Below are 18,545 nucleotides of genomic sequence, written 5' to 3'. Positions count from 1 at the left end.
TAAGCTTTGAAATTTACAAATTTTTTACAATTGATTCATATTTTTCTTTAATTAAATTAGCCTTTAATTTTTCGTTAATTTCCTCATATATTAGGATTAATTTTTTATAGGGAAATTCAAGATAGGGGTCAAGTTTTATAATTTTTTCTAAACATTCTATTTCTTTTTCTCTAATTTTTAAACTCTCATAAATTATAGCCAATTTTTCTAAAACTTTTATTCTTTCTTTTTTAAGTTCTGAAATAATATTATCAAAAAATTCATTTCCTTTATCTTCTTCTAAAAATTCATTTTCAGTTTCACTTATAAATTTTTCAAAATAATTAAGAGCATTTCCATAATCACCTTTTTCAAAAAAGCTTTCACCCATATTCCTTTTTTCTTTTAGATCAAAATAATCTATAAAAACATTTTTTCTTTCTAAGAATCTGTAACCTTCTATATTTCTCTCAAGAAAAATATTAAGTTCATTATTAAGAAAGGAAAAAAGAATTGAGATAGATTTGACATATTTTTCAGAGTATTTTCCATAAAGAATTTCAATAATTCTCCTTTTACTTACCCATCTGTTTTTCATAAAAACCAGGATTTTAAAAAACTGTCTTAATTTTTTTCTTTGAAGAATTATTTTTTCCTCACCTAAAATTATTTCAAAATTTCCAAAGAGTTTTATAGTAAGTGGAGGGGGTTCAATTTGAAAATAATACAAAATATCTTTTATTATTTTTTTGCTTCCTTACCCTTCTTACTGATTTCTTTGAAAATTGATTTTGAATAAATTTTCTTATCAACTATTATTTCAGGTAAAAATTCAATAGGAATTTCATTATCTTTGATTGCCTTTAAAAGAACATCCTTGTCAGAAAGTATATTAATGAGTATTTTTTTTAGATAATGATTTGAATAAATAAATTCATCTATTTTATTTTCCTTTATAGTTCTATAAAAGAATAAAGCATCTCTTCTAAAATAACCAAAAAAAGCCTCGGGGTATCTTTTAAAGTTAGTTAAAATTCTCTTTGCTTTTTCTATTTCTTTTCTTTTAAGATAATAGATAAAAAGACAAGTTTCAAAAAGGAATTCAAAATAGATAAGTTTTTTCTTTCTTACAGTTTCTATATATTTTAAAATTTCTCTTTCTGAAAATTTTTCTATACTTAAAAGAAATTTTTCTATTAAACCTTCCCATTTTTTCACAATTTCTAAAAATTTAAAAGAAAAAAATTTATCAGAATATGTATTGAAAAGATAAAATTTTGTTTCCTTTCTTGCAAGTCTCATAAGTAATAAGTAATAGTAGCTTTTTAAAAGAGGGGGTAAATTTTTTTCATTTATTTTTGATATTATATTCCTTGCTTCCTCAAATTTATTCCAATCTATACAGAGAGAAGTTTTTTCAATTAAAAAATAGTATTTTCCAAGAAAGGCACTTTTTTCTAAATATTCTTCGATGGAATTTAATATTGAAAGGGATTTTTCAAAATTACCTTTTAATCTTTCAATTCTTGCCATTATACAGGAAAAGATAACAGTAATATCGTAAAGTTTTTTATTTCTTGCAATCTCAATGCCTTCTTCAATTAAATCGTAAGATTTTTCAAATTTTCCTTTATAAAAATTTAAAAGGGCTTCTTGGATTAAAAGAGATAGATATTTTCTTTTATCTTTTAGTTTTTTTGTGATGCTTAATAGTTCTGAATAATGAAGTTCAGGAGAGAAATATGAACGGATTATTTCGTTTTTTAAAATTTTCAAGTTTATTTTAAATTTTTTAGAAAGATGTAAAAGTCCTTTATTTATATAGACTAAAGCTTTTCTAATATTTCCTTCTTCAATAAGAATAGCAGAATATATGGAAATAAAGGTATATTTGCTATAATTTGATAATGAATTAAAAGAACTTTCTAAATTTTTTAATATATTTTTTGTTTCATTTAAATCTCCATATTTAAAAAAAATTTTGGCAAAAAGAAGCTTAATTTCCTCGGATAAAGGAATTGAGTAATATATTTCTTTAAGAAATTTAGGGTCAATTCGTTCAAAAATAATATCAAATTTTTTTTCTAATATTTTTATAAGAGATTTATGTTTTTTATAGGAATTTAAAAGATTATAAAAAAACTTTTCAAATTCCTTTTTATTGTTTATTTTTTCTATATTTGAAAGAATTTCTTTTTTAATCATCTATTTCTTTTTATTGATATAAATATTCCAATAAAAGATAAAATACTAAAAGTTAGAAAGGTTATTTTTGAACTTATTAAAAACAGATGAAAATTTTCAGGAACAATTTTTTTACCTCCTATATAGAATGTCAATAAGAGGGTAACAAGTGCCATACTGAACAATTGGCCCAAAACTCTCATTGTGGCAAGCATTCCAGCAGAAACACCATAAAATTTTTTATCAACTGAGCTCATAATAGCATTTGTATTGGGAGAGGAAAACGTTCCCAGTCCCAAACCGAGAAGAATTAGATTAAAAATTATGAATAGGATTTTTGTATTTTCTTCTAAAAATGTAAATATTAAAAGAGAGAGAAATGTTAAAAACATACCAAAGGAGGCGACTTTGCTGGGTTCTATTTTATCAGACAATCTTCCTGCAAGGGGGGAAATTGTTGCCATCACAATTGGCTGACTTAGAAGGATTATTCCTGTTTCCCTTGGATTCATACCTTTTATATATTGAAGATAAAGGCTTAAAATAAATGTAACACCTGCGGTTGATGCATAGTTTATAAAAGTTGCAAGATTTGAAAAGGAAAAAACTAAATTTTTTCTAAGAAGATTTACATTTAATATAGGGTATTCGTTTTTAATCTCAAAATTTAAAAACAAAATAGTTCCAGAGACACCAATTAAAAAAAATATTATACCATTTTTTGAAGGCAATAGTGAAAGACCATAAATAAGAAAGAATAGGGCAACTCCATATATTGTAGCACCTTTAATATCAAATTTTTCTTTTTTTAAATTTTTAAATTCCATCTTAAAACTCAAAATTAGATAAATTGCTGTTATAAAAGAAAAAATTGAATTAAAAATAAATATGCTTCTCCATCCGAATTCCTTAGTTAAAATTCCTCCTAAAAAGGGACCTAAAGAAAGTCCTGTGTATACAGAAGCAGAATTTATTCCAAGTGCTTTTCCTCTTTCTTCTTTTGGAAAAACTTCTGTCAATATAACAATTCCCATTCCAAATATCATTGCTGCACCAATTCCCTGAATTACCCTTAAAAAGATTATAGAGAAGGGATTTGAAAAAAGGGATAAAAGAAAAGAAGAAAATGAGTAGATTATGAGACCTGACAGAAATATTTTTTTTCTTCCGTATATATCTGCTATTTTACCTGAAGGTAGAAGAAATATTGAAACTGAAAGTAAATAGGATGTTGCAATCCATGCTAAAACAGATGCTGAAAGAGAAAGTTCTTTTCCCATGATTGGTAATGCAACATTTATTGAAGAGCCCATAAAAGGTGTTATAAAAGAGGACATACAGGCAATTATAAGGATTGAGGACTTCTTATTCATTTTAAAAGTTTTAATAAAAGTTCAACAGCCTTTTCAGGATTATTTTCTTCAATACCTGCTTCAATTTTAAAAGGAACTTTAATTTTTACCAAGGGTTTATTCAATTTACTGCAAATTGCAAGTTCCATGAGTGTTCCATATTCACCATCAATAGCAATAATTCCGTCAGAGGATTTAACTATTATTATATTTCTTGCCATTCCCATTCCAGTAGTTATAGGTATTTTAACCCATTTATTGCTTTCTTCTTTTGAATCACCTGGTAATATACCTATTGTGAGTCCACCAGCCTCATAGGCACCTTTACAGGCTGCTTCCATAACACCACTTAATCCTCCACAGATTAAGATGTTACCACTTTTAGCAATGTTTTTACCAACTTCATAGGCAATCTCGTAAATTTCTTTTGTGCAGGTTGAACCACCTATTACACCAATTAATTTTTGCATAATTTAAATTATAAGTTTAAAATTTTATATGATGATTATTAGAGTAAAAGTTTTTACTGAATCAAAAAGGGATGAAATTTTTAAAATTTCTGAAAATTCTTTTGAGATAAAGGTAAGGGAAAAACCTATAAAGGGTGAAGCAAATAAAAAAGTAATTAAGATTCTTTCAGATTACTTTAAAGTTCCTGAATCAAAAATAAGAATTATAAAGGGGTTTAAAGAAAGGAATAAGATCTTTGAAATTAAAATATGAAAAAGATAAAAAGAGTAAAAAATGATAGAGAGGAAAAATTAAAGAGAATTGCTTTAAAGATGCTTGAGATTATCAAATTTTTTGAAAAATAGGCAAAAGGCAACAAAGGATGCTTTTGGAGTGGCAAGGGCTACGGTATATTTATGGAAAAAGAAATTCAAGGCATTGCAGGGTAAATAGAGTCCTTATTCCTAAATCAAAAGAAATAATAAAGAGAAGACAAAAGATTTTTCATTTTTAAATGGTTGGGTTTGTAAAAAATAAATATTTTAGAATTGGTAGAGTAATTTTATTTTAAATTTTTATTGAACTAAATGTTATGGTATTCTACATAAAGTTGGTATTTAATACATTTTTGCTTTATAATTTTATGCTATGGAAATATTTGGAATAGGTCTTACATTGCTTGCAGGAGTTTTAACTTATTTTGCATGGAGTAATGGCAGATGGATGAAAGAGATGATAAGCAAACAGAATGAAATGCTAAATAAACAGAATGAAATTTTGAATAAACATACTGAAATATTAAATAAGCAAACTGAAATGCTAAATAAGATGACAGAGATGTTAAATAAGCAATCAGAAACACTGAATAGACATACAGAAATTCTAAATAGGCAATCAGAGATGTTAGAAAAGATAAGTGAGATGCTTTATAAGATGGATGAGACTTTAAGGGTTATGGAAAAGAATGCAGAGGAAAGGCATAAAGAAGTATTGGAGATTATAAGACATTTGAAATAAAAAGAAAAAATCTAAAGATTTTATTTTTTAAAATTTAGTAAGACCTGAAGAATACGAAAATTGATATAAAAAATTTATAAAAGAAGAGTATATAGAAATTTTTTAATTTTCAAATAATTAAAGAAGTGATAATTGGAGTTTTTACTTTTGTTTATGTTATCATTTAAACTTCGTTAATTGGGAATAGTGTTAATTTTATTCTAAACTTATTTGACTTTTTTATAAACTTTGAAATAAAATTGGATTGTTAAGTAGGGAGGTATAAATATGTGGGTATTTATACTTATAAATCTGATGAATGCGGGGGTTAATTACAAGCCCTTGGAAATGTTTCCTCCTTCTGAAATTGAGGTAAAGGCAGGTTTTGATTCAATGAATGTCCGCTTCATAGGAAACTGGCCATTTGGTGCTTCTTCTGCAACTATTTTTGATCCTTCAAGAAATTTAGTGTTTTTAGGCTCTGGTGGGGGTGTTTATATTCTTAATGTTTCAGATCCTTCAAATCCGGTAAAGGTCTCAGAATTTCACACAAGGGGAGTTGTTTATGGACTTTTTTATGAACCAGCAAATCAAAGATTATATATTGCAGCAGAAAAAGGAGGGCTTGAGATATGGGATGTAACAGATGCATCAAATCCAAACAAACTGGGTCATTATTTTACACCTGGCTATTCTTACGGTGTATATGTTTCAGGGAATTATGCATATGTTGCTGATAGGTGGGCTGGTTTAAGGATAATAGATATTTCAAATCCTTTATCTCCATATGAAGTAGGATATTATGATACACCTGGTAACTCTTACGGTGTATATGTTTCAGGAAATTATGCATATGTTGCTGATCATACTGCTGGTTTAAGGATAATAGATGTTTCGGATCCTTCGTCACCATCTCAAGTAGGATATTATGATACACCTGGCTATGCCAAGGGTGTATATGTTTCAGGGAATTACGCATATGTTGCTGATCTTTATGCTGGTTTAAGGATAATAGATGTTTCGGATCCTTCATCACCATATGAAGTAGGATATTATGATACACCCGGCTATTCTTATGGTGTATATGTTTCAGGGAATTATGCATATGTTGCTGATCTTTATGCTGGTTTAAGGATAATAGATGTTTCGGATCCTTCATCACCATCTGAAGTAGGATATTATGATACACCTGGTGAATCTTACGGTGTATATGTTTCAGGGAATTATGCGTATGTTGCTGATGGCTGGGCTGGTTTAAGGATAATAGATGTTTCAATTCCTTCATCACCATCACAAGCAGGATATTATAATACACCTAGCTATTCTCATGGTGTATATGTTTCAGGAAATTATGCATATGTTGCTAATTGGATGGCTGGTTTAAGGATAATAGATGTTTCAAATCCTTCATTACCATATGAAGCAGGATATTATGATACACCCGGCTATGCAGAGGGTGTTTATGTTTCAGGGAATTACGCATATGTTGCTGATTTTACTGCTGGTCTAAGGATAATAGATGTTTCAATTCCTTCTTCACCATCTCAAGTAGGGTATTATGATACACCTGGCTATGCAGAGGGTGTATATGTTTCAGGCAATTATGCATATGTTGCTGATGGTGGGGCTGGTCTAAGAATAATAGATGTTTCAAATCCCTCTTTACCATCTGAAGTAGGATATTATGATACACCTGGCTGGGCTTATGGTGTATATGTTTCAGGCAATTATGCATATGTGGCTGATGGTGATTCTGGTTTAAGGATAATAGATATTTCAGTTCCTTCATCACCATCAGAAGTAGGGTATTATGATACACCTGGCAAGTCTTACGGTGTATATGTTTCAGGAAATTACGCATATGTTGCTGATTATAATGCTGGTTTAAGGATAATAGATGTTTCAATTCCTTCATCACCATATGAAGCAGGGTATTATGATACACCTGGCTCTTCTTATAGTGTATATGTTTCAGGAAATTACGCATATGTTGCTGATTTCGGGGCTGGTTTAAGGATAATAGATGTTTCAAATCCCTCTTTACCATCTGAAGTAGGATATTATCTTCTACCTGAATATGCTTATGGTGTATATGTTTCAGGCAATTATGCCTATGTTACTGATTTGGGTGCTGGTTTACAGATTTATGAATTTTATGGAGTAGGAATAAAGGAGAAAGATTTTTCAAAAGAAGGATTTAGGTTATTAAGTAATATTGTTAAAAATGAAATAAAGATTGAATTAAGTCCTTTGATTAAAGATAAAATAAGTCAATTTGAACTCTATAATGTTCTTGGTGAGAAAGTTAGAACTTATATGGTGAATAAGTTAAATTCAAAAATTTCATTATCCGTTGATGGAATTTGCCCTGGCATTTACTTTTTAAAATATAAAGAGAATAAACCTTTTAAAGTTATAATCACAAGGTAAACTGAAAAATAAATTAAAATAAAATAAGGAAAAAAAAACAAAAAAAGAGTATTTTACATAAAATTGGTATTTAAAATAAGAAAGAGAAAAAGTTAAAAAATAATGATAGAGAGGAAAAAGTGATGGGGATTATCAAATTTTTTGAAAAATAGGCAAAAAGGCAACAAAGGATGCTTTTGGAGTTAAGAAGGATTAAAGACAAAGTTTGGTTTTGCTTATGCTTACAAATCTTTATAAGGTGAAAATGCAAAAGATTTTATGAGAAAATGCTTATGTTGAAAGATTTAAAGAGGACTATACAAGAACATTTTGTAGGAGGCACTTCTAAAGATCTTATTGAGCCAGAAAAATTCAATTTAAACCCCATAAATCTTTAAATAATTTTTCTCCCCTTGATTATTTTTTAAAAACATATATTAATAATCCTTATCAGTCTAAAATGTTATGGTATTATACATATAATTGACTTTAAAATAATTGAAAAATTATTATATACATTTTAAAAAGGAGGTTTTTATGCCTGTAGTAATTCTTTTTTTAAATTTTTGGTGTAATAAATTTATTTTGCTGGGAATAACACAAGAGGATTATCGTATAGAGACTCTTAAACACCTTGTCGGGTTAGATTCTATAATTTAAGAATATAAAACTTATCTGTGGATCGCACTAATAGGTCTCGGTCTTACTTTAATTTATGCTGTGTATTTACATTACGAAATAGAAAAAATTAAAAAATTTACAAAAGAGACAACAGAAAAATTTAAAGAAAATTTGGAAAAAGAAAGGATGATAGAAAAATTTGAAAATGAAAAATTTCAAGAGAAAATAAAGAAAATAGAAGAAGAAATTAAGGAACTTAAGGATGAAATTAAAAAAAGGATATAGAATAATAATAGCAGAGAAATGGATTATGAAGAACTTAAAAAATATAAAAGTTATAATTAGAAAGACAAAAAAGGCAGTAAATATTTTCAATAAGTATATTGAGAAAAATAAAATGGCTGTGTGCATTTCTTTTAACTTGTTAATTAAAGAACAAGTTTGACAAAATATTTTAGAATGTTTTATAATAATTTAAAATAAAAGTTAAATATTATAGAACAAAAGCATGAAAATGAAAAAAGTTAACGAACCAGCTCTCCACTATGAAGCTAAAAATTATATTGAAATTTCTTATAAAAAAACTTGCGATTGTCCAGATTCTTATTTAAGTTGCATATCCCCAAAAGAGTGGGTTAAAGGACAAGTTGCCATATGGGAATTCTATTATGAGAAAAGGGATATTAGAGATAAAGATATACATCCAGCGGTTTTCCCTATAGCATTGCCTAAGAAATGTATAGAGCTTTTGACTCATAAAGGAGAATTGGTTTTGGATCCATTTGTTGGAATTGGGACTACTTTAATTGCTGCGAAAGATACTGGAAGAAATGCAGTTGGTTTTGATTTAAATCCTAAGTATATAGAATTTGCAAAAAAAAGATTAGAAGAAGTACCTGAAATTTTTGAAAATAAAACAAAGCAGATTGCAATTTGTGATGATGCTTTAAACATTCCTAAATATTTAAAAGAAAATACAGTTTCTCTAATCGTAACTTCACCTCCATATGCAACCTTACTTTTAAGAGAAAGAAAAAATAAAAGTCTAAGATGTGATTTGAGAAAAAATAAATATTACAAAAAAATTCAGCAATATTCCTTTAATCCGAGAGATCTTGGAACTATGCCACCAAAAGAGTTTGCAAAAGCACTTGCAGAAATTTTTAAAGGAATTTTGCCAATTTTAAGACCTAAAAGGCATTGTATAATAAATTTAAATGATCTTTGGGAAAATAATAAAAGATATGCTACTCATTGTTATGTTATTGAGGAAATGGAAAAAGTTGGCTATGAATTAAGAAATATTATAATTTGGGATAAAAGAAATCTTGTCAATCTGGTTGGAATTTATGGTTATCCAAGTAATTATATAACTTTAAGTACTACTTTTGAATATTTACTTGACTTTTGGAGACCTAAATGAGTTTAAATTCTTTTGAGGATTTAAAAAAGAGATTAGTTGAAATAAAAGAGATGGGATTTATAAAAACTCATAGAGTTGGAGAAACTGGCATTGGAAAAACTCTTGAAGATTTATTAGGAATAAATGAAAATAATGTTCCAGGTCCAAATGCTTTGGGGTGGATAGAATTAAAAACATTTAGAAAAGATGCAAAAAGTATGATAACTTTGTTTACTCTTGCTCCTTCTCCACCTAAAATAAATTCAATTTTACTTGAAAAATATGGATATACATCACTAAGAGGAGATAGAAAAATACTTCATACAACAGTCAATGGATTGAATTTTAATACAATTAAAGGGAATTTAGGATTCAAAATTGACGTTGAAAAAGATAAAATAAATTTAGTTCATTTTAAGGACGGTGTAATTGCGTATTGGGAAGAAGAAAGATTAAAAGATGCTTTTGAAAGAAAAATAAAAAATTTATTACTTATTAAAGCGGAAACAAGAGGTGAAGGTAAAAATGAAGAATTTGGGTTTAATGAAGGATATTTATTAAGCGAATTTAGCTTCAAAAGTTTTAAAAAACTTATAAAAGAAGGGATTATTTTAATTGACATAAGAATTGGGCAATATTGTGACGGCAGAACTCATGACCATGGAACCGGATTTAGAATACTTCCCGATAAGTTAGACTTATGTTATCAAAATAGAGTAAAAATTTTATAAATAACAAGGAAGCAAAAATGGAAGAATTAAAGAGAAAAATAGGGGAATTGGCTGAAAAGGTTTATAAAAAAGTTGGTCCATTTGGATTTATTAAAGATACGGAATATGAAACTGCTCTTGCCTATGAATTCAGAAAAAAGGGGTTAAAATATCTTAAGCAACTTCAGGTAAACATAAAGTATGAGGATCAAATTTTAAAAGGTGGAAAAATTGATTCATAGCATTTGATAAAAATGAGGAAAATGGAATTATCGTTGAACTTAAAACAGGTGAAGATATCACAGGTGAGTATCTCCATCAATTATTAAATTATTACGAGGCGATAAAATCTAAAAAACGGGGTTTTCCTGAATTTATCTTCCGGAAAATAAAAGGTGGGATGATATTGAACTGAAGAGTAAATAAAGCAACAAAAAGTAAATTGCATGAAGGATTTAGAGAAGCCGAGAAAATACAAGTGGCTCTTGACATTGAAAAATTTAAACGAGAATACGGGAATATAATTGATTTGATTGAAATAGAAGTTCCTGTTGATAAAAAGAAAAAATAAAAACAAAAGTTAAAAAGATTTTAAATTTTTACATTTCCAGAGTAGAAGGTCTAAAATACTATTGTAATAAATGTTTAAAAACAGAAAAATAGGGGGTGTTCCTTTAATGATAATAGATGCAACATTCACATCAATAGGATTTAATTATTTTACAGCAGTTGTTCCAAAAGTTTTAAAATTTAAAGAAGATTTTGTTGGTAAAGGAATAATTAAGGATGTTTGCGATTTATCAAAATTTGATTATAAAAAAGCATTTTATATATGGAAAAATAAAAGGGCATGGCATGTTATAAAAGAAATTTCCAAATATTTATGTGAATTAAAAAAAGAAAAAGGAATTTCTGATAAAGATGCTTTAAGATTATGGGCAAAAAATGCAAAACCTGAAAACTTAAAAAGTGATCTAATAGAAAAGATAAAAGGTGTTGGTCTTATAACATTTGAATATTTAAGGATGATGGGAGGAGTTGATACTATTATGCCTGATAAAATTGTTAAAAGAGTTTTAAATAAAATTTTTGAAGAAGCAGGTTTAGAAAAAGAAAATGATAATTTAAAATTCATTGAAAAGGGTGAAAAATTTTAAAGAGATATTAGATAATTTGAAAAATAAATTAAAAATACTTTAAGATTAAAATATGAGAACGAGAAAAAGTTTAAAAAATAATGATAGAGAGGAAAAATTGAGGGAAATTGCTTTAAAGAGGCTTGGGATTATCAAATTTTTTGAAAAATAGTCGAGAAGGTAACAAAGGATGCTTTTTAAAGTTTAAAGGTCTAAAGAGGACTATACAAGAACATTTTGTAGGAGGCACTCCTAAAGATCTTATTGAGCTAGAAAAATTCAATATTGTTATGGTATTCTACACTAACTTGACAAATTGAATTTAATATTGTATAATTAAACACCCCAAAATAGGCCCGTAGCTCAACAAGGTAGAGCGTCGGATTCCAAATCCGATGGTTGGGGGTTCAAATCCCTCCGGGCCTGTCTTTAATAAAAGGAGAATTACCTCTTAATGAGGGAATTGTTTTTTTTAGCCTGTTCGGTTTGTAAAAGAAGGAATTATAGAATTACAAAATCAAAGGATAAAAAGATGGTAAAAATGGAAACAAAGAAATACTGTAAATGGTGTAAAAAGCATACAGTGCATAAGGAAACTAAAATTAAGTAATAAATATGAATCCAGTTTTAAAATTTATAAATTTTTTGCGTGAGGTAAAGGTGGAAATGGATAGAATGGCATGGCCTGAAAGAAAGCTCGTTATGAGTGCTACTATAGGTGTAATTATATTTTCGATTATTGTATCTATCTTTATTTTTTTGCTTGACTTTATTTTTTCAAGATTAATTGGTTTAATACTAAAATGAAAGATTTAAAAGAAGAAACTCAGTGGATAGTTTTCTGGACACTGTCAGGAAGAGAGAACAAAGTAAAAAAAATCCTTGAGAATTTTATTGAAGAAAAGAATTTGAAAGATAAAATAAAACAGGTTCTTGTTCCTACAGAGACAAAAATTAGAATTTTAAAGGACGGAAGAAGAGTACCGCACCAGAAGCCCCTTTTTGCTGGATATGTGCTTGTTGAAATAAAAAAGGATGCAAGGGAAGTTATTACAATGCTTCAAAATTATGCGGGTTTAAGGCCATTACTGGCGAGAGACCCTACAAAAGATATTCCAATTCTTAAAAGAGAGGAAGTTGAAAAACTTCTTTTAACAATAAAAGAGGAGCAGGAAAGAAGAAAGGCAGAAAGTCCTTTTTTACCAGGAGATAAAGTTAGAATTCTTGCCGGACCTTTTGAAAATTTCACTGGTATTGTTGATAAAGTATTCCCTGATAAAGGAAAATTAAATGTAGTTGTAACAATTTTTGGAAGAGCAACAATGGTCTCTGACCTTGATTTTGATATGGTTGAAAGAGTGAGGTAAAAAATGAAAGGAAAAAAAGAAATTATTACCCAGATAAAATTACAAATACCTGCGGGGCAGGCTAACCCTGCTCCTCCCATAGGTCCTGCCCTTGGACAGCACGGGGTTAATATAATGGAATTCTGTAAAAGGTTTAATGAAGCTACAAAAAAGATGGAAGCTGGTCTTATTATTCCTGTTCTTATTACTGTTTATAAGGATAGATCTTTTGATTTTGTTTTAAAAACACCTCCAGCTTCTGTGTTGTTAAAAAAGAAAGCTCAAATAGTAAAGGGTTCTGGTGAGCCCAATAAGGTTAAAGTAGGTAGGGTCACAAAAAAGGATATTGAGGAAATTGCTAAAATGAAGATGAATGATTTAAATGCAACTACCTTGGAAGCAGCTATGAGGATTATTGAAGGAACAGCAAAAAGTATGGGAATTGAAGTTATAGAATCTTAAAGGAGGTAAAAATGCCAAAACATAGTAAAAGATTTTTGGCTTTACTTGAAAAAGTAGATAGAAATAAATATTATAAACCTGAAGAGGCTATACCTCTTTTAAAAGAACTTGCGACAGCTAAATTTCCTGAAACAGTTGAATGTGCCATCAAATTAAATGTTGATCCAAGAAAAGCTGACCAGATGGTTAGAGGAACATGTCTTTTGCCTTATGGAACTGGTAAAAAGGTTAAAGTTTTAGTTTTAACTCCTGGTGAGGGAGAAAAAGAAGCTCTTGATGCAGGAGCTGATTATGTTGGATTTAAAGAATATATTGACAAAATAAATCAAGGGTGGCTTGATTTTGATGTTGTTGTTACAACACCTGAAGCCATGAAAGAGGTTTCAAAACTGGGTAAAATTTTGGGTCCAAGGGGCTTAATGCCCTCACCTAAGACAGGGACTGTTACAAAGGATATTGGAAGAGTTGTAAAAGAACTTAAAAAGGGAAGAATAGAATTTAAAGTTGATAAAACAGGTAATATTCATGCTCCAATTGGTAAAGTAACTTTCTCTGAATCAGAGTTAATTGAAAATTTTTATGCTTTTTTGAATGAAGTTTTAAATGCAAGACCGTCTGGTGTAAAGGGGAATTATATTGAGAAAATTACCCTTTCAACAACCATGGGTCCTGGTTTAAAAATAGATTTAAATTACGCAATTGAAGAAGCAAGAAGGAGGAAAACATAATGCCCTCGGCACAAAAAATTAAAGCTGTTGAGAATTATACAAAAATTTTGGAAAATGTTAAGGCTATGTATGTGGTTGATTTTACAGGTTTTAATGTGGCTGAACTCAACGAATTAAGGAAAAAAATAAGAGAGGAAAAAGGACTTTTAAAAGTTGGTAAAAATACTCTATTTAAAATAGCGCTAAATAACTTGAAAATAGAAGGTCTTGAAAAGTTTCTTACTGGTGTTTCTGCTCTACTTTTAGCTTATGATGATCCCGTTTCTCCTTTGAAGGTTTTTTATGAATATTCAAAAGAAAAGGAAAAAGGAAAAATTAAAGGCGGTTATATAGAAGGTAGAATAATATCCGAGGAGGATGTAAACATACTTGCAAAATTACCTCCCAAGAATGTATTAATACAAAATTTAATTTCAAGAATAGGGGGTCCTCTTTATGGATTTTTATTTGTTTTAAATGGACTTTTAAGAAATCTTTTATATGTTTTAGTTGAAATTAAAAACAAAAAAGAGGGTTCTAATCCCTGATTAATTTTTAAAGGTAAAAAATGGCACAAAAATTAACCTTGGAAGAGATAATAGGTGGAATAGAAAACTTAACAGTACTGGAACTTGCGGAGTTAATCAAGAAACTTGAAGAAAAATTTGGAGTGTCTGCACAGGCTCCTGTTTTTGCAGCAGCTCCTGGTGCTGTTCCTGGTGCAGTTTCTGCTGAAGTAAAGGAAGAAAAAACTGAATATACTGTGATTCTCCAAGATGCTGGAGCTGAAAAAATAAAGGTTTTAAGGGAAGTAAGAGCAATAACAGGCTTAGGACTTAAAGAGGCTAAAGAATTGATTGATTCTGTTCCAAAACCTATCAAAGAAGGTGTATCAAAGGAAGAGGCTGAAGAAATAAAGAAAAAACTTGAAGCCCTTGGTGCTAAAGTGGAGTTAAAATAAAAAGATTTTTTCTTGATATAAAAAATATAAAAAAGCCGGTCCAATACCGGCAAAAAACCTTTTATAAATTTTAAAATGTTAAGAGAAAGAATTGGAACAAAAAAAGAAATTTTACCCATACCGGACCTATTAAAAATTCAAATAAGTTCTTTTAAAGAGTTTCTTCAGGAAGATGTAGAACCAGAAAAAAGAAAAGATGTGGGTTTAGAAAGTCTTTTAAGGGAATTTTTCCCGGTTGAAGATCCAGGTAAAAAATTTGTTCTTGAATATGTAGGATACAGGGTAGAAAAGCCAAGGTTTACTCCTGAAGAGTGTATTGAAAAAACTTTAACATACAGTGCACCTATTTATGTTAAATTTCGTTTAAGAGAACTTGATATAGAAACCGCTAAAACAAAAAAAGTAAGGGAAGAAGAAGTTTTCTTTCTTGATTTGCCTCTAATGACCCAAAGAGGAACTTTTATTGTAAACGGTATTGAAAGAGTTATAGTTAACCAATTGCACAGATCCCCAGGAGTTTATTTTGATATAGATCAGGAAGAGGGAAAATATAAATATATTGCTCTTTTTGTTCCCTATAGAGGCCCATGGATTGAATTCTCAATAGATTCTCAGAAAGTATTTGGGGTTACTATTCTTAAAAGAAGAAGATTTCCAGTTACAAGGATTATAAGAGCAATGGGGTATGAGAAGAGTTCTGATATTTTAAAATTATTCTTTGGCGAACCTGAATTGAAACCTATAAAATCAATTGAACCGGAACTTTATATACTTGCTGAGGAAATAGCAGGCCCACAGGGTGAACTCCTTTATGATACCTTGGATTTAGTTACAGAGAAAGTTATAGCAGGCATTGAGGCATTGGGTATTCAAAATGTAAAGGTTTATAATGTTGGAACACCCGGTCTTGATGTTATCGTGACCACAATAAGACATGATAGAGCTAAAACAAGATATGATGCTCTTGTTGCTATATACAGGTTGCTAAAATATATTGCGCCACCAAGCTTAGAAGAAGCAGAAGAATTTTTTAATGAGACATTCTTTTCAAAAGTTAGAATGGAACTTGGAGCTGTTGGAAGATATAAACTCAATGCAAGACTTGGACTGAACATTAATGAGAATGTTCACGAATTAACCAAAGAGGATTTAATAGCTCTTTTCAAAAAACTTCTTGATTTATATAATGGAAATGAAAAGCCTGATGATATAGATCACCTTGAAAATAGAAGAGTAAGAAGGGTTGGTGAGCTTCTTACAAATCATCTAAGGATGGCCTTTATGAAACTTCAGAGGAACATAAAGGAAAAAATGCTTTCAGAGAGAGATCAGATTATGACACCAAGACAGCTCATTAATCCCAAGATTATTGCAAATCTTTTAAAGTCCTTTTTTACAGTTAATAGATTATCCCAGTTTCTTGACCAGACAAACCCTCTGGCTGAGTTAACTCACAAAAGAAGACTTTCAGCTTTAGGTCCAGGAGGTTTAACAAGGGAAACAGCAGGTTTTGAGGTTAGAGATGTTCATCCAAGCCATTATGGAAGACTCTGTCCAATTGAAACTCCTGAAGGTCAGAATATAGGTCTTATTACTTCTTTAACAACCTATGCTGAAGTTGATGAATACGGTTTCATAAAAACCCCTTTAAGAAAAGTTGTAAAGGGTAAAGTAACAGACGAAGTTGTATTTATGACACCTGTTGAAGAAAAGAATTATAAAATAGCACCTGCGGATATAGAAATTAACGAGAAAGGTGAAATTGTTCAGGATTTTGTTCCTGTAAGATTTGGAGGAGGTTATCCTACTGTTAGAAAAGAAGAAGTAGATTTTATTGATGTTTCGCCAAGACAGCTTGTTTCTCCTTCGGCTTCTCTAATTCCCTTCCTGGAACATGACGATGCTAATAGAGCTCTTATGGGTTCAAACATGCAAAGACAGGCTGTTCCACTTATTGAACCCGAAGCCCCATTAGTAGGAACAGGTATGGAAAGAAAGATAGCATATGATACGGGAATGGTACTTCTTGCAAAAAGGGATGGTATTGTTCTTGAGGCTGATGCTAAAAAAATTGTTATAAAACCGGATAAGCCTTCAAAAACAGATCCCTTTGAGGAAGAGGACCTTGACATATATTATTTGACAAACTTTAAAAAAACAAATCAGGAAACAATTTTACATCATAGAGTAAGGGTTAAGCCTGGAGATAGAGTTAAAAAAGGAGATTTACTTGCAGATAACGCAGCTACAGATATGGGAGAGTTATCTCTTGGAAGAAACTTACTTGTCGCTTTTATTCCCTGGTATGGTTATAATTTTGAGGATGCCATTGTGGTTTCTGAAAGGCTTGTTAAAGAAGATGTATTCACCTCAATACATATAAAGGAGCTTGAAACAGCTGTTAGAGAGACAAAATTGGGACCAGAAGAAATAACAAGGGATATTCCAAATATAAGTGAGGAAGCTTTAAAGAATCTTGATGAATATGGAATTATTAGAATTGGAGCAGAAGTCGGACCAGATGATATTGTTGTAGGAAAAGTTTCACCAAAGGGTGAAAAGGAATATTCCCCTGAAGATAAATTAATTCAAGCAATTTTTGAACATAAGGCAAGAGAGGTTAAAGATTCATCTTTAAGAGTACCGCCTGGAGTTCAGGGTGTTGTGGTTGATGTAGTAATTTTAACAAGAAATTTTGATCATCCTCTTGCTAAAAAGATAATAAGAGAAAGAAGGCAAAAGCTGGAAGAGGAATTTTTGAGAAAAAGGGAAAAGGTAATATATTCACTTAGAGACAGGCTCTCTAAAATTTTGCTTGGTAAGAGAACAGAAATTTCACTTAGAAATAAAAGAGGTAAAATTCTTTTAAGAAAGGGTAGCACATTTAATGAAGATTTCTTCAGAGGAACTAAATACCTCGATGTAGTTTTTGAAGAAGGATTTTTAGGGAGTAAAAAGGAAGAGAAAGAAGTTATAGAACTTACAAGGAAAGCAAATGAAAAACTTGAAGAAATACAAAAAACATATGAATCAAGAAAGCAACTTGTTGAAATTGGTGATGAACTTCCTCATGGTGTTAATATGCTGATTAAAATCTATGTTGCCCAAAAAAGAGAATTGAAAGTAGGTGATAAACTTGCAGGAAGACACGGAAATAAAGGAGTTGTTGCTAAGATTGCTCCTGTTGAAGATATGCCATTCCTTGATGATGGGTCGCCTATTGATATTGTGTTAAACCCGCTTGGTGTTCCTTCAAGAATGAATGTTGGGCAAGTTCTTGAAACAATACTTGGTTGGGCAGCGAAGAAAAAGGGAGTGTATTATGCCACTCCGGTTTTTGAAGGTATGACTATTGAAGAAATAGAAAAAGAATTAAAGGAAGCTGGTTTGCCAGCAAATGGAAGAGTAAAAATCAGAGATGGGAGAACTGGTGAATTTCTTGATCAAGAAGTTACTGTTGGTTACATTTACATGATGAAGCTTGTTCATATGGTTGAAGATAAGATTCACGCAAGAGCTGTAGGACCTTACTCAATGATAACACAACAACCCTTAGGTGGAAAAGCAAGATTTGGGGGTCAGAGATTTGGAGAAATGGAAGTTTGGGCACTTGAAGCATATGGAGCAGCTTATACACTTCAAGAAATTTTAACAGTTAAGTCTGATGATGTTAAAGGGAGAAATAGATTGTATCAAGCAGTTATAAGAGGAGAAGAAGCACCTGAGCCCTCTTTACCTGTTTCTTTTGATGTATTGTTGAATGAATTAAGAGGGCTATGTTTAGATGTAGAAATTGAAAAAGAAAAAATTTAGTAAAAAAGGAGGTTAAA

Annotated in this window: 21 protein-coding genes and 1 tRNA gene; 18 read left to right on the top strand and 4 right to left on the bottom strand. The window is 30.0% G+C overall.

The window, feature by feature from the left end:
• Positions 1-13: 13 nt before the first annotated feature.
• The 4 genes from ABIN73_07245 to ABIN73_07230 form a co-directional block, all read right to left on the bottom strand.
• On the bottom strand, positions 14-577 hold the full coding sequence (locus ABIN73_07245; GenBank protein ID MEO0269518.1) for a hypothetical protein: 564 nt from the start codon (positions 575-577) through the stop codon (positions 14-16).
• Positions 578-720: 143 nt separating this feature from the next.
• The gene (locus ABIN73_07240; GenBank protein MEO0269517.1) at positions 721-2,184 is read right to left on the bottom strand and encodes a hypothetical protein; all 1,464 of its coding nucleotides are present in this window, start codon (positions 2,182-2,184) and stop codon (positions 721-723) included.
• Positions 2,181-3,536 (bottom strand): MFS transporter, encoded by a 1,356-nt coding sequence (locus ABIN73_07235; protein MEO0269516.1) that lies wholly within the window; start codon positions 3,534-3,536, stop codon positions 2,181-2,183. The genes ABIN73_07240 and ABIN73_07235 overlap by 4 nt, the downstream gene beginning before the upstream one ends.
• Positions 3,533-3,985 carry a TIGR00725 family protein gene (locus ABIN73_07230; GenBank protein ID MEO0269515.1) on the bottom strand — a complete coding sequence of 151 codons (453 nt, stop codon included), beginning with the start codon at positions 3,983-3,985 and terminating at the stop codon, positions 3,533-3,535. The genes ABIN73_07235 and ABIN73_07230 overlap by 4 nt, the downstream gene beginning before the upstream one ends.
• Positions 3,986-4,013: 28 nt before the next feature.
• Between ABIN73_07230 and ABIN73_07225 the strand changes: the two genes are divergently transcribed.
• The 18 genes from ABIN73_07225 to rpoB all read left to right on the top strand — a co-directional run bounded on the left by ABIN73_07225 (position 4,014) and on the right by rpoB (position 18,528).
• A complete protein-coding gene (locus tag ABIN73_07225) occupies positions 4,014-4,238 on the top strand; it encodes a DUF167 domain-containing protein (GenBank protein ID MEO0269514.1) in 225 nt (74 codons plus the stop codon).
• Between the two features lie 375 nt (positions 4,239-4,613).
• Complete coding sequence (locus ABIN73_07220; protein MEO0269513.1) at positions 4,614-4,982, top strand: hypothetical protein; 369 nt, start codon at positions 4,614-4,616, stop codon at positions 4,980-4,982.
• Positions 4,983-5,249: 267 nt separating this feature from the next.
• Positions 5,250-7,391, top strand: coding sequence for a hypothetical protein (locus ABIN73_07215; protein ID MEO0269512.1), 2,142 nt, complete (start codon positions 5,250-5,252; stop codon positions 7,389-7,391).
• Positions 7,392-8,090: 699 nt separating this feature from the next.
• Positions 8,091-8,276, top strand: coding sequence for a hypothetical protein (locus ABIN73_07210; protein ID MEO0269511.1), 186 nt, complete (start codon positions 8,091-8,093; stop codon positions 8,274-8,276).
• A 229-nt stretch (positions 8,277-8,505) separates the two neighbouring features.
• On the top strand, positions 8,506-9,414 hold the full coding sequence (locus ABIN73_07205; GenBank protein MEO0269510.1) for a DNA methyltransferase: 909 nt from the start codon (positions 8,506-8,508) through the stop codon (positions 9,412-9,414).
• The gene (locus tag ABIN73_07200; GenBank protein MEO0269509.1) at positions 9,411-10,124 is read left to right on the top strand and encodes an MvaI/BcnI family restriction endonuclease; all 714 of its coding nucleotides are present in this window, start codon (positions 9,411-9,413) and stop codon (positions 10,122-10,124) included. Before ABIN73_07205 ends, ABIN73_07200 begins: the two co-directional genes overlap by 4 nt.
• A gap of 17 nt (positions 10,125-10,141) precedes the next feature.
• Positions 10,142-10,345, top strand: a complete 204-nt coding sequence (locus tag ABIN73_07195) for a GxxExxY protein (protein MEO0269508.1) — start codon at positions 10,142-10,144, stop codon at positions 10,343-10,345.
• A 200-nt stretch (positions 10,346-10,545) separates the two neighbouring features.
• The gene (locus ABIN73_07190; GenBank protein MEO0269507.1) at positions 10,546-10,674 is read left to right on the top strand and encodes a hypothetical protein; all 129 of its coding nucleotides are present in this window, start codon (positions 10,546-10,548) and stop codon (positions 10,672-10,674) included.
• Between the two features lie 70 nt (positions 10,675-10,744).
• Positions 10,745-11,260: a hypothetical protein gene (locus ABIN73_07185; protein MEO0269506.1), complete on the top strand. Its 516-nt coding sequence runs from the start codon at positions 10,745-10,747 to the stop codon at positions 11,258-11,260.
• Positions 11,261-11,591: 331 nt separating this feature from the next.
• A tRNA-Trp gene (locus ABIN73_07180) sits at positions 11,592-11,665 on the top strand.
• 28 nt (positions 11,666-11,693) lie between these two features.
• Positions 11,694-11,849, top strand: a complete 156-nt coding sequence (gene rpmG / locus ABIN73_07175; GenBank protein MEO0269505.1) for a 50S ribosomal protein L33 — start codon at positions 11,694-11,696, stop codon at positions 11,847-11,849.
• A gap of 5 nt (positions 11,850-11,854) precedes the next feature.
• The gene (gene secE / locus ABIN73_07170) at positions 11,855-12,046 is read left to right on the top strand and encodes a preprotein translocase subunit SecE (protein MEO0269504.1); all 192 of its coding nucleotides are present in this window, start codon (positions 11,855-11,857) and stop codon (positions 12,044-12,046) included.
• A complete protein-coding gene (locus ABIN73_07165; protein ID MEO0269503.1) occupies positions 12,043-12,606 on the top strand; it encodes a transcription termination/antitermination NusG family protein in 564 nt (187 codons plus the stop codon). Before secE ends, ABIN73_07165 begins: the two co-directional genes overlap by 4 nt.
• Before the next feature lie 3 nt (positions 12,607-12,609).
• Entirely contained in the window at positions 12,610-13,047 is a 438-nt protein-coding gene (gene rplK / locus ABIN73_07160) for a 50S ribosomal protein L11 (protein MEO0269502.1), read from the top strand.
• An 11-nt stretch (positions 13,048-13,058) separates the two neighbouring features.
• Complete coding sequence (rplA, locus tag ABIN73_07155; GenBank protein ID MEO0269501.1) at positions 13,059-13,775, top strand: 50S ribosomal protein L1; 717 nt, start codon at positions 13,059-13,061, stop codon at positions 13,773-13,775.
• Entirely contained in the window at positions 13,775-14,302 is a 528-nt protein-coding gene (rplJ, locus tag ABIN73_07150; GenBank protein ID MEO0269500.1) for a 50S ribosomal protein L10, read from the top strand. Before rplA ends, rplJ begins: the two co-directional genes overlap by 1 nt.
• A 20-nt stretch (positions 14,303-14,322) precedes the next feature.
• Positions 14,323-14,715, top strand: a complete 393-nt coding sequence (rplL, locus tag ABIN73_07145) for a 50S ribosomal protein L7/L12 (GenBank protein ID MEO0269499.1) — start codon at positions 14,323-14,325, stop codon at positions 14,713-14,715.
• Between the two features lie 75 nt (positions 14,716-14,790).
• Positions 14,791-18,528: a DNA-directed RNA polymerase subunit beta gene (gene rpoB, locus ABIN73_07140; GenBank protein ID MEO0269498.1), complete on the top strand. Its 3,738-nt coding sequence runs from the start codon at positions 14,791-14,793 to the stop codon at positions 18,526-18,528.
• The last annotated feature ends 17 nt before the right edge of the window (positions 18,529-18,545 follow it).

It is taken from the genome of candidate division WOR-3 bacterium (assembly GCA_039804025.1).
Lineage (GTDB): Bacteria > Hydrothermota > Hydrothermia > Hydrothermales > JAJRUZ01 > JBCNVI01.
This window is presented reverse-complemented; position numbering and strand designations above follow the sequence as displayed.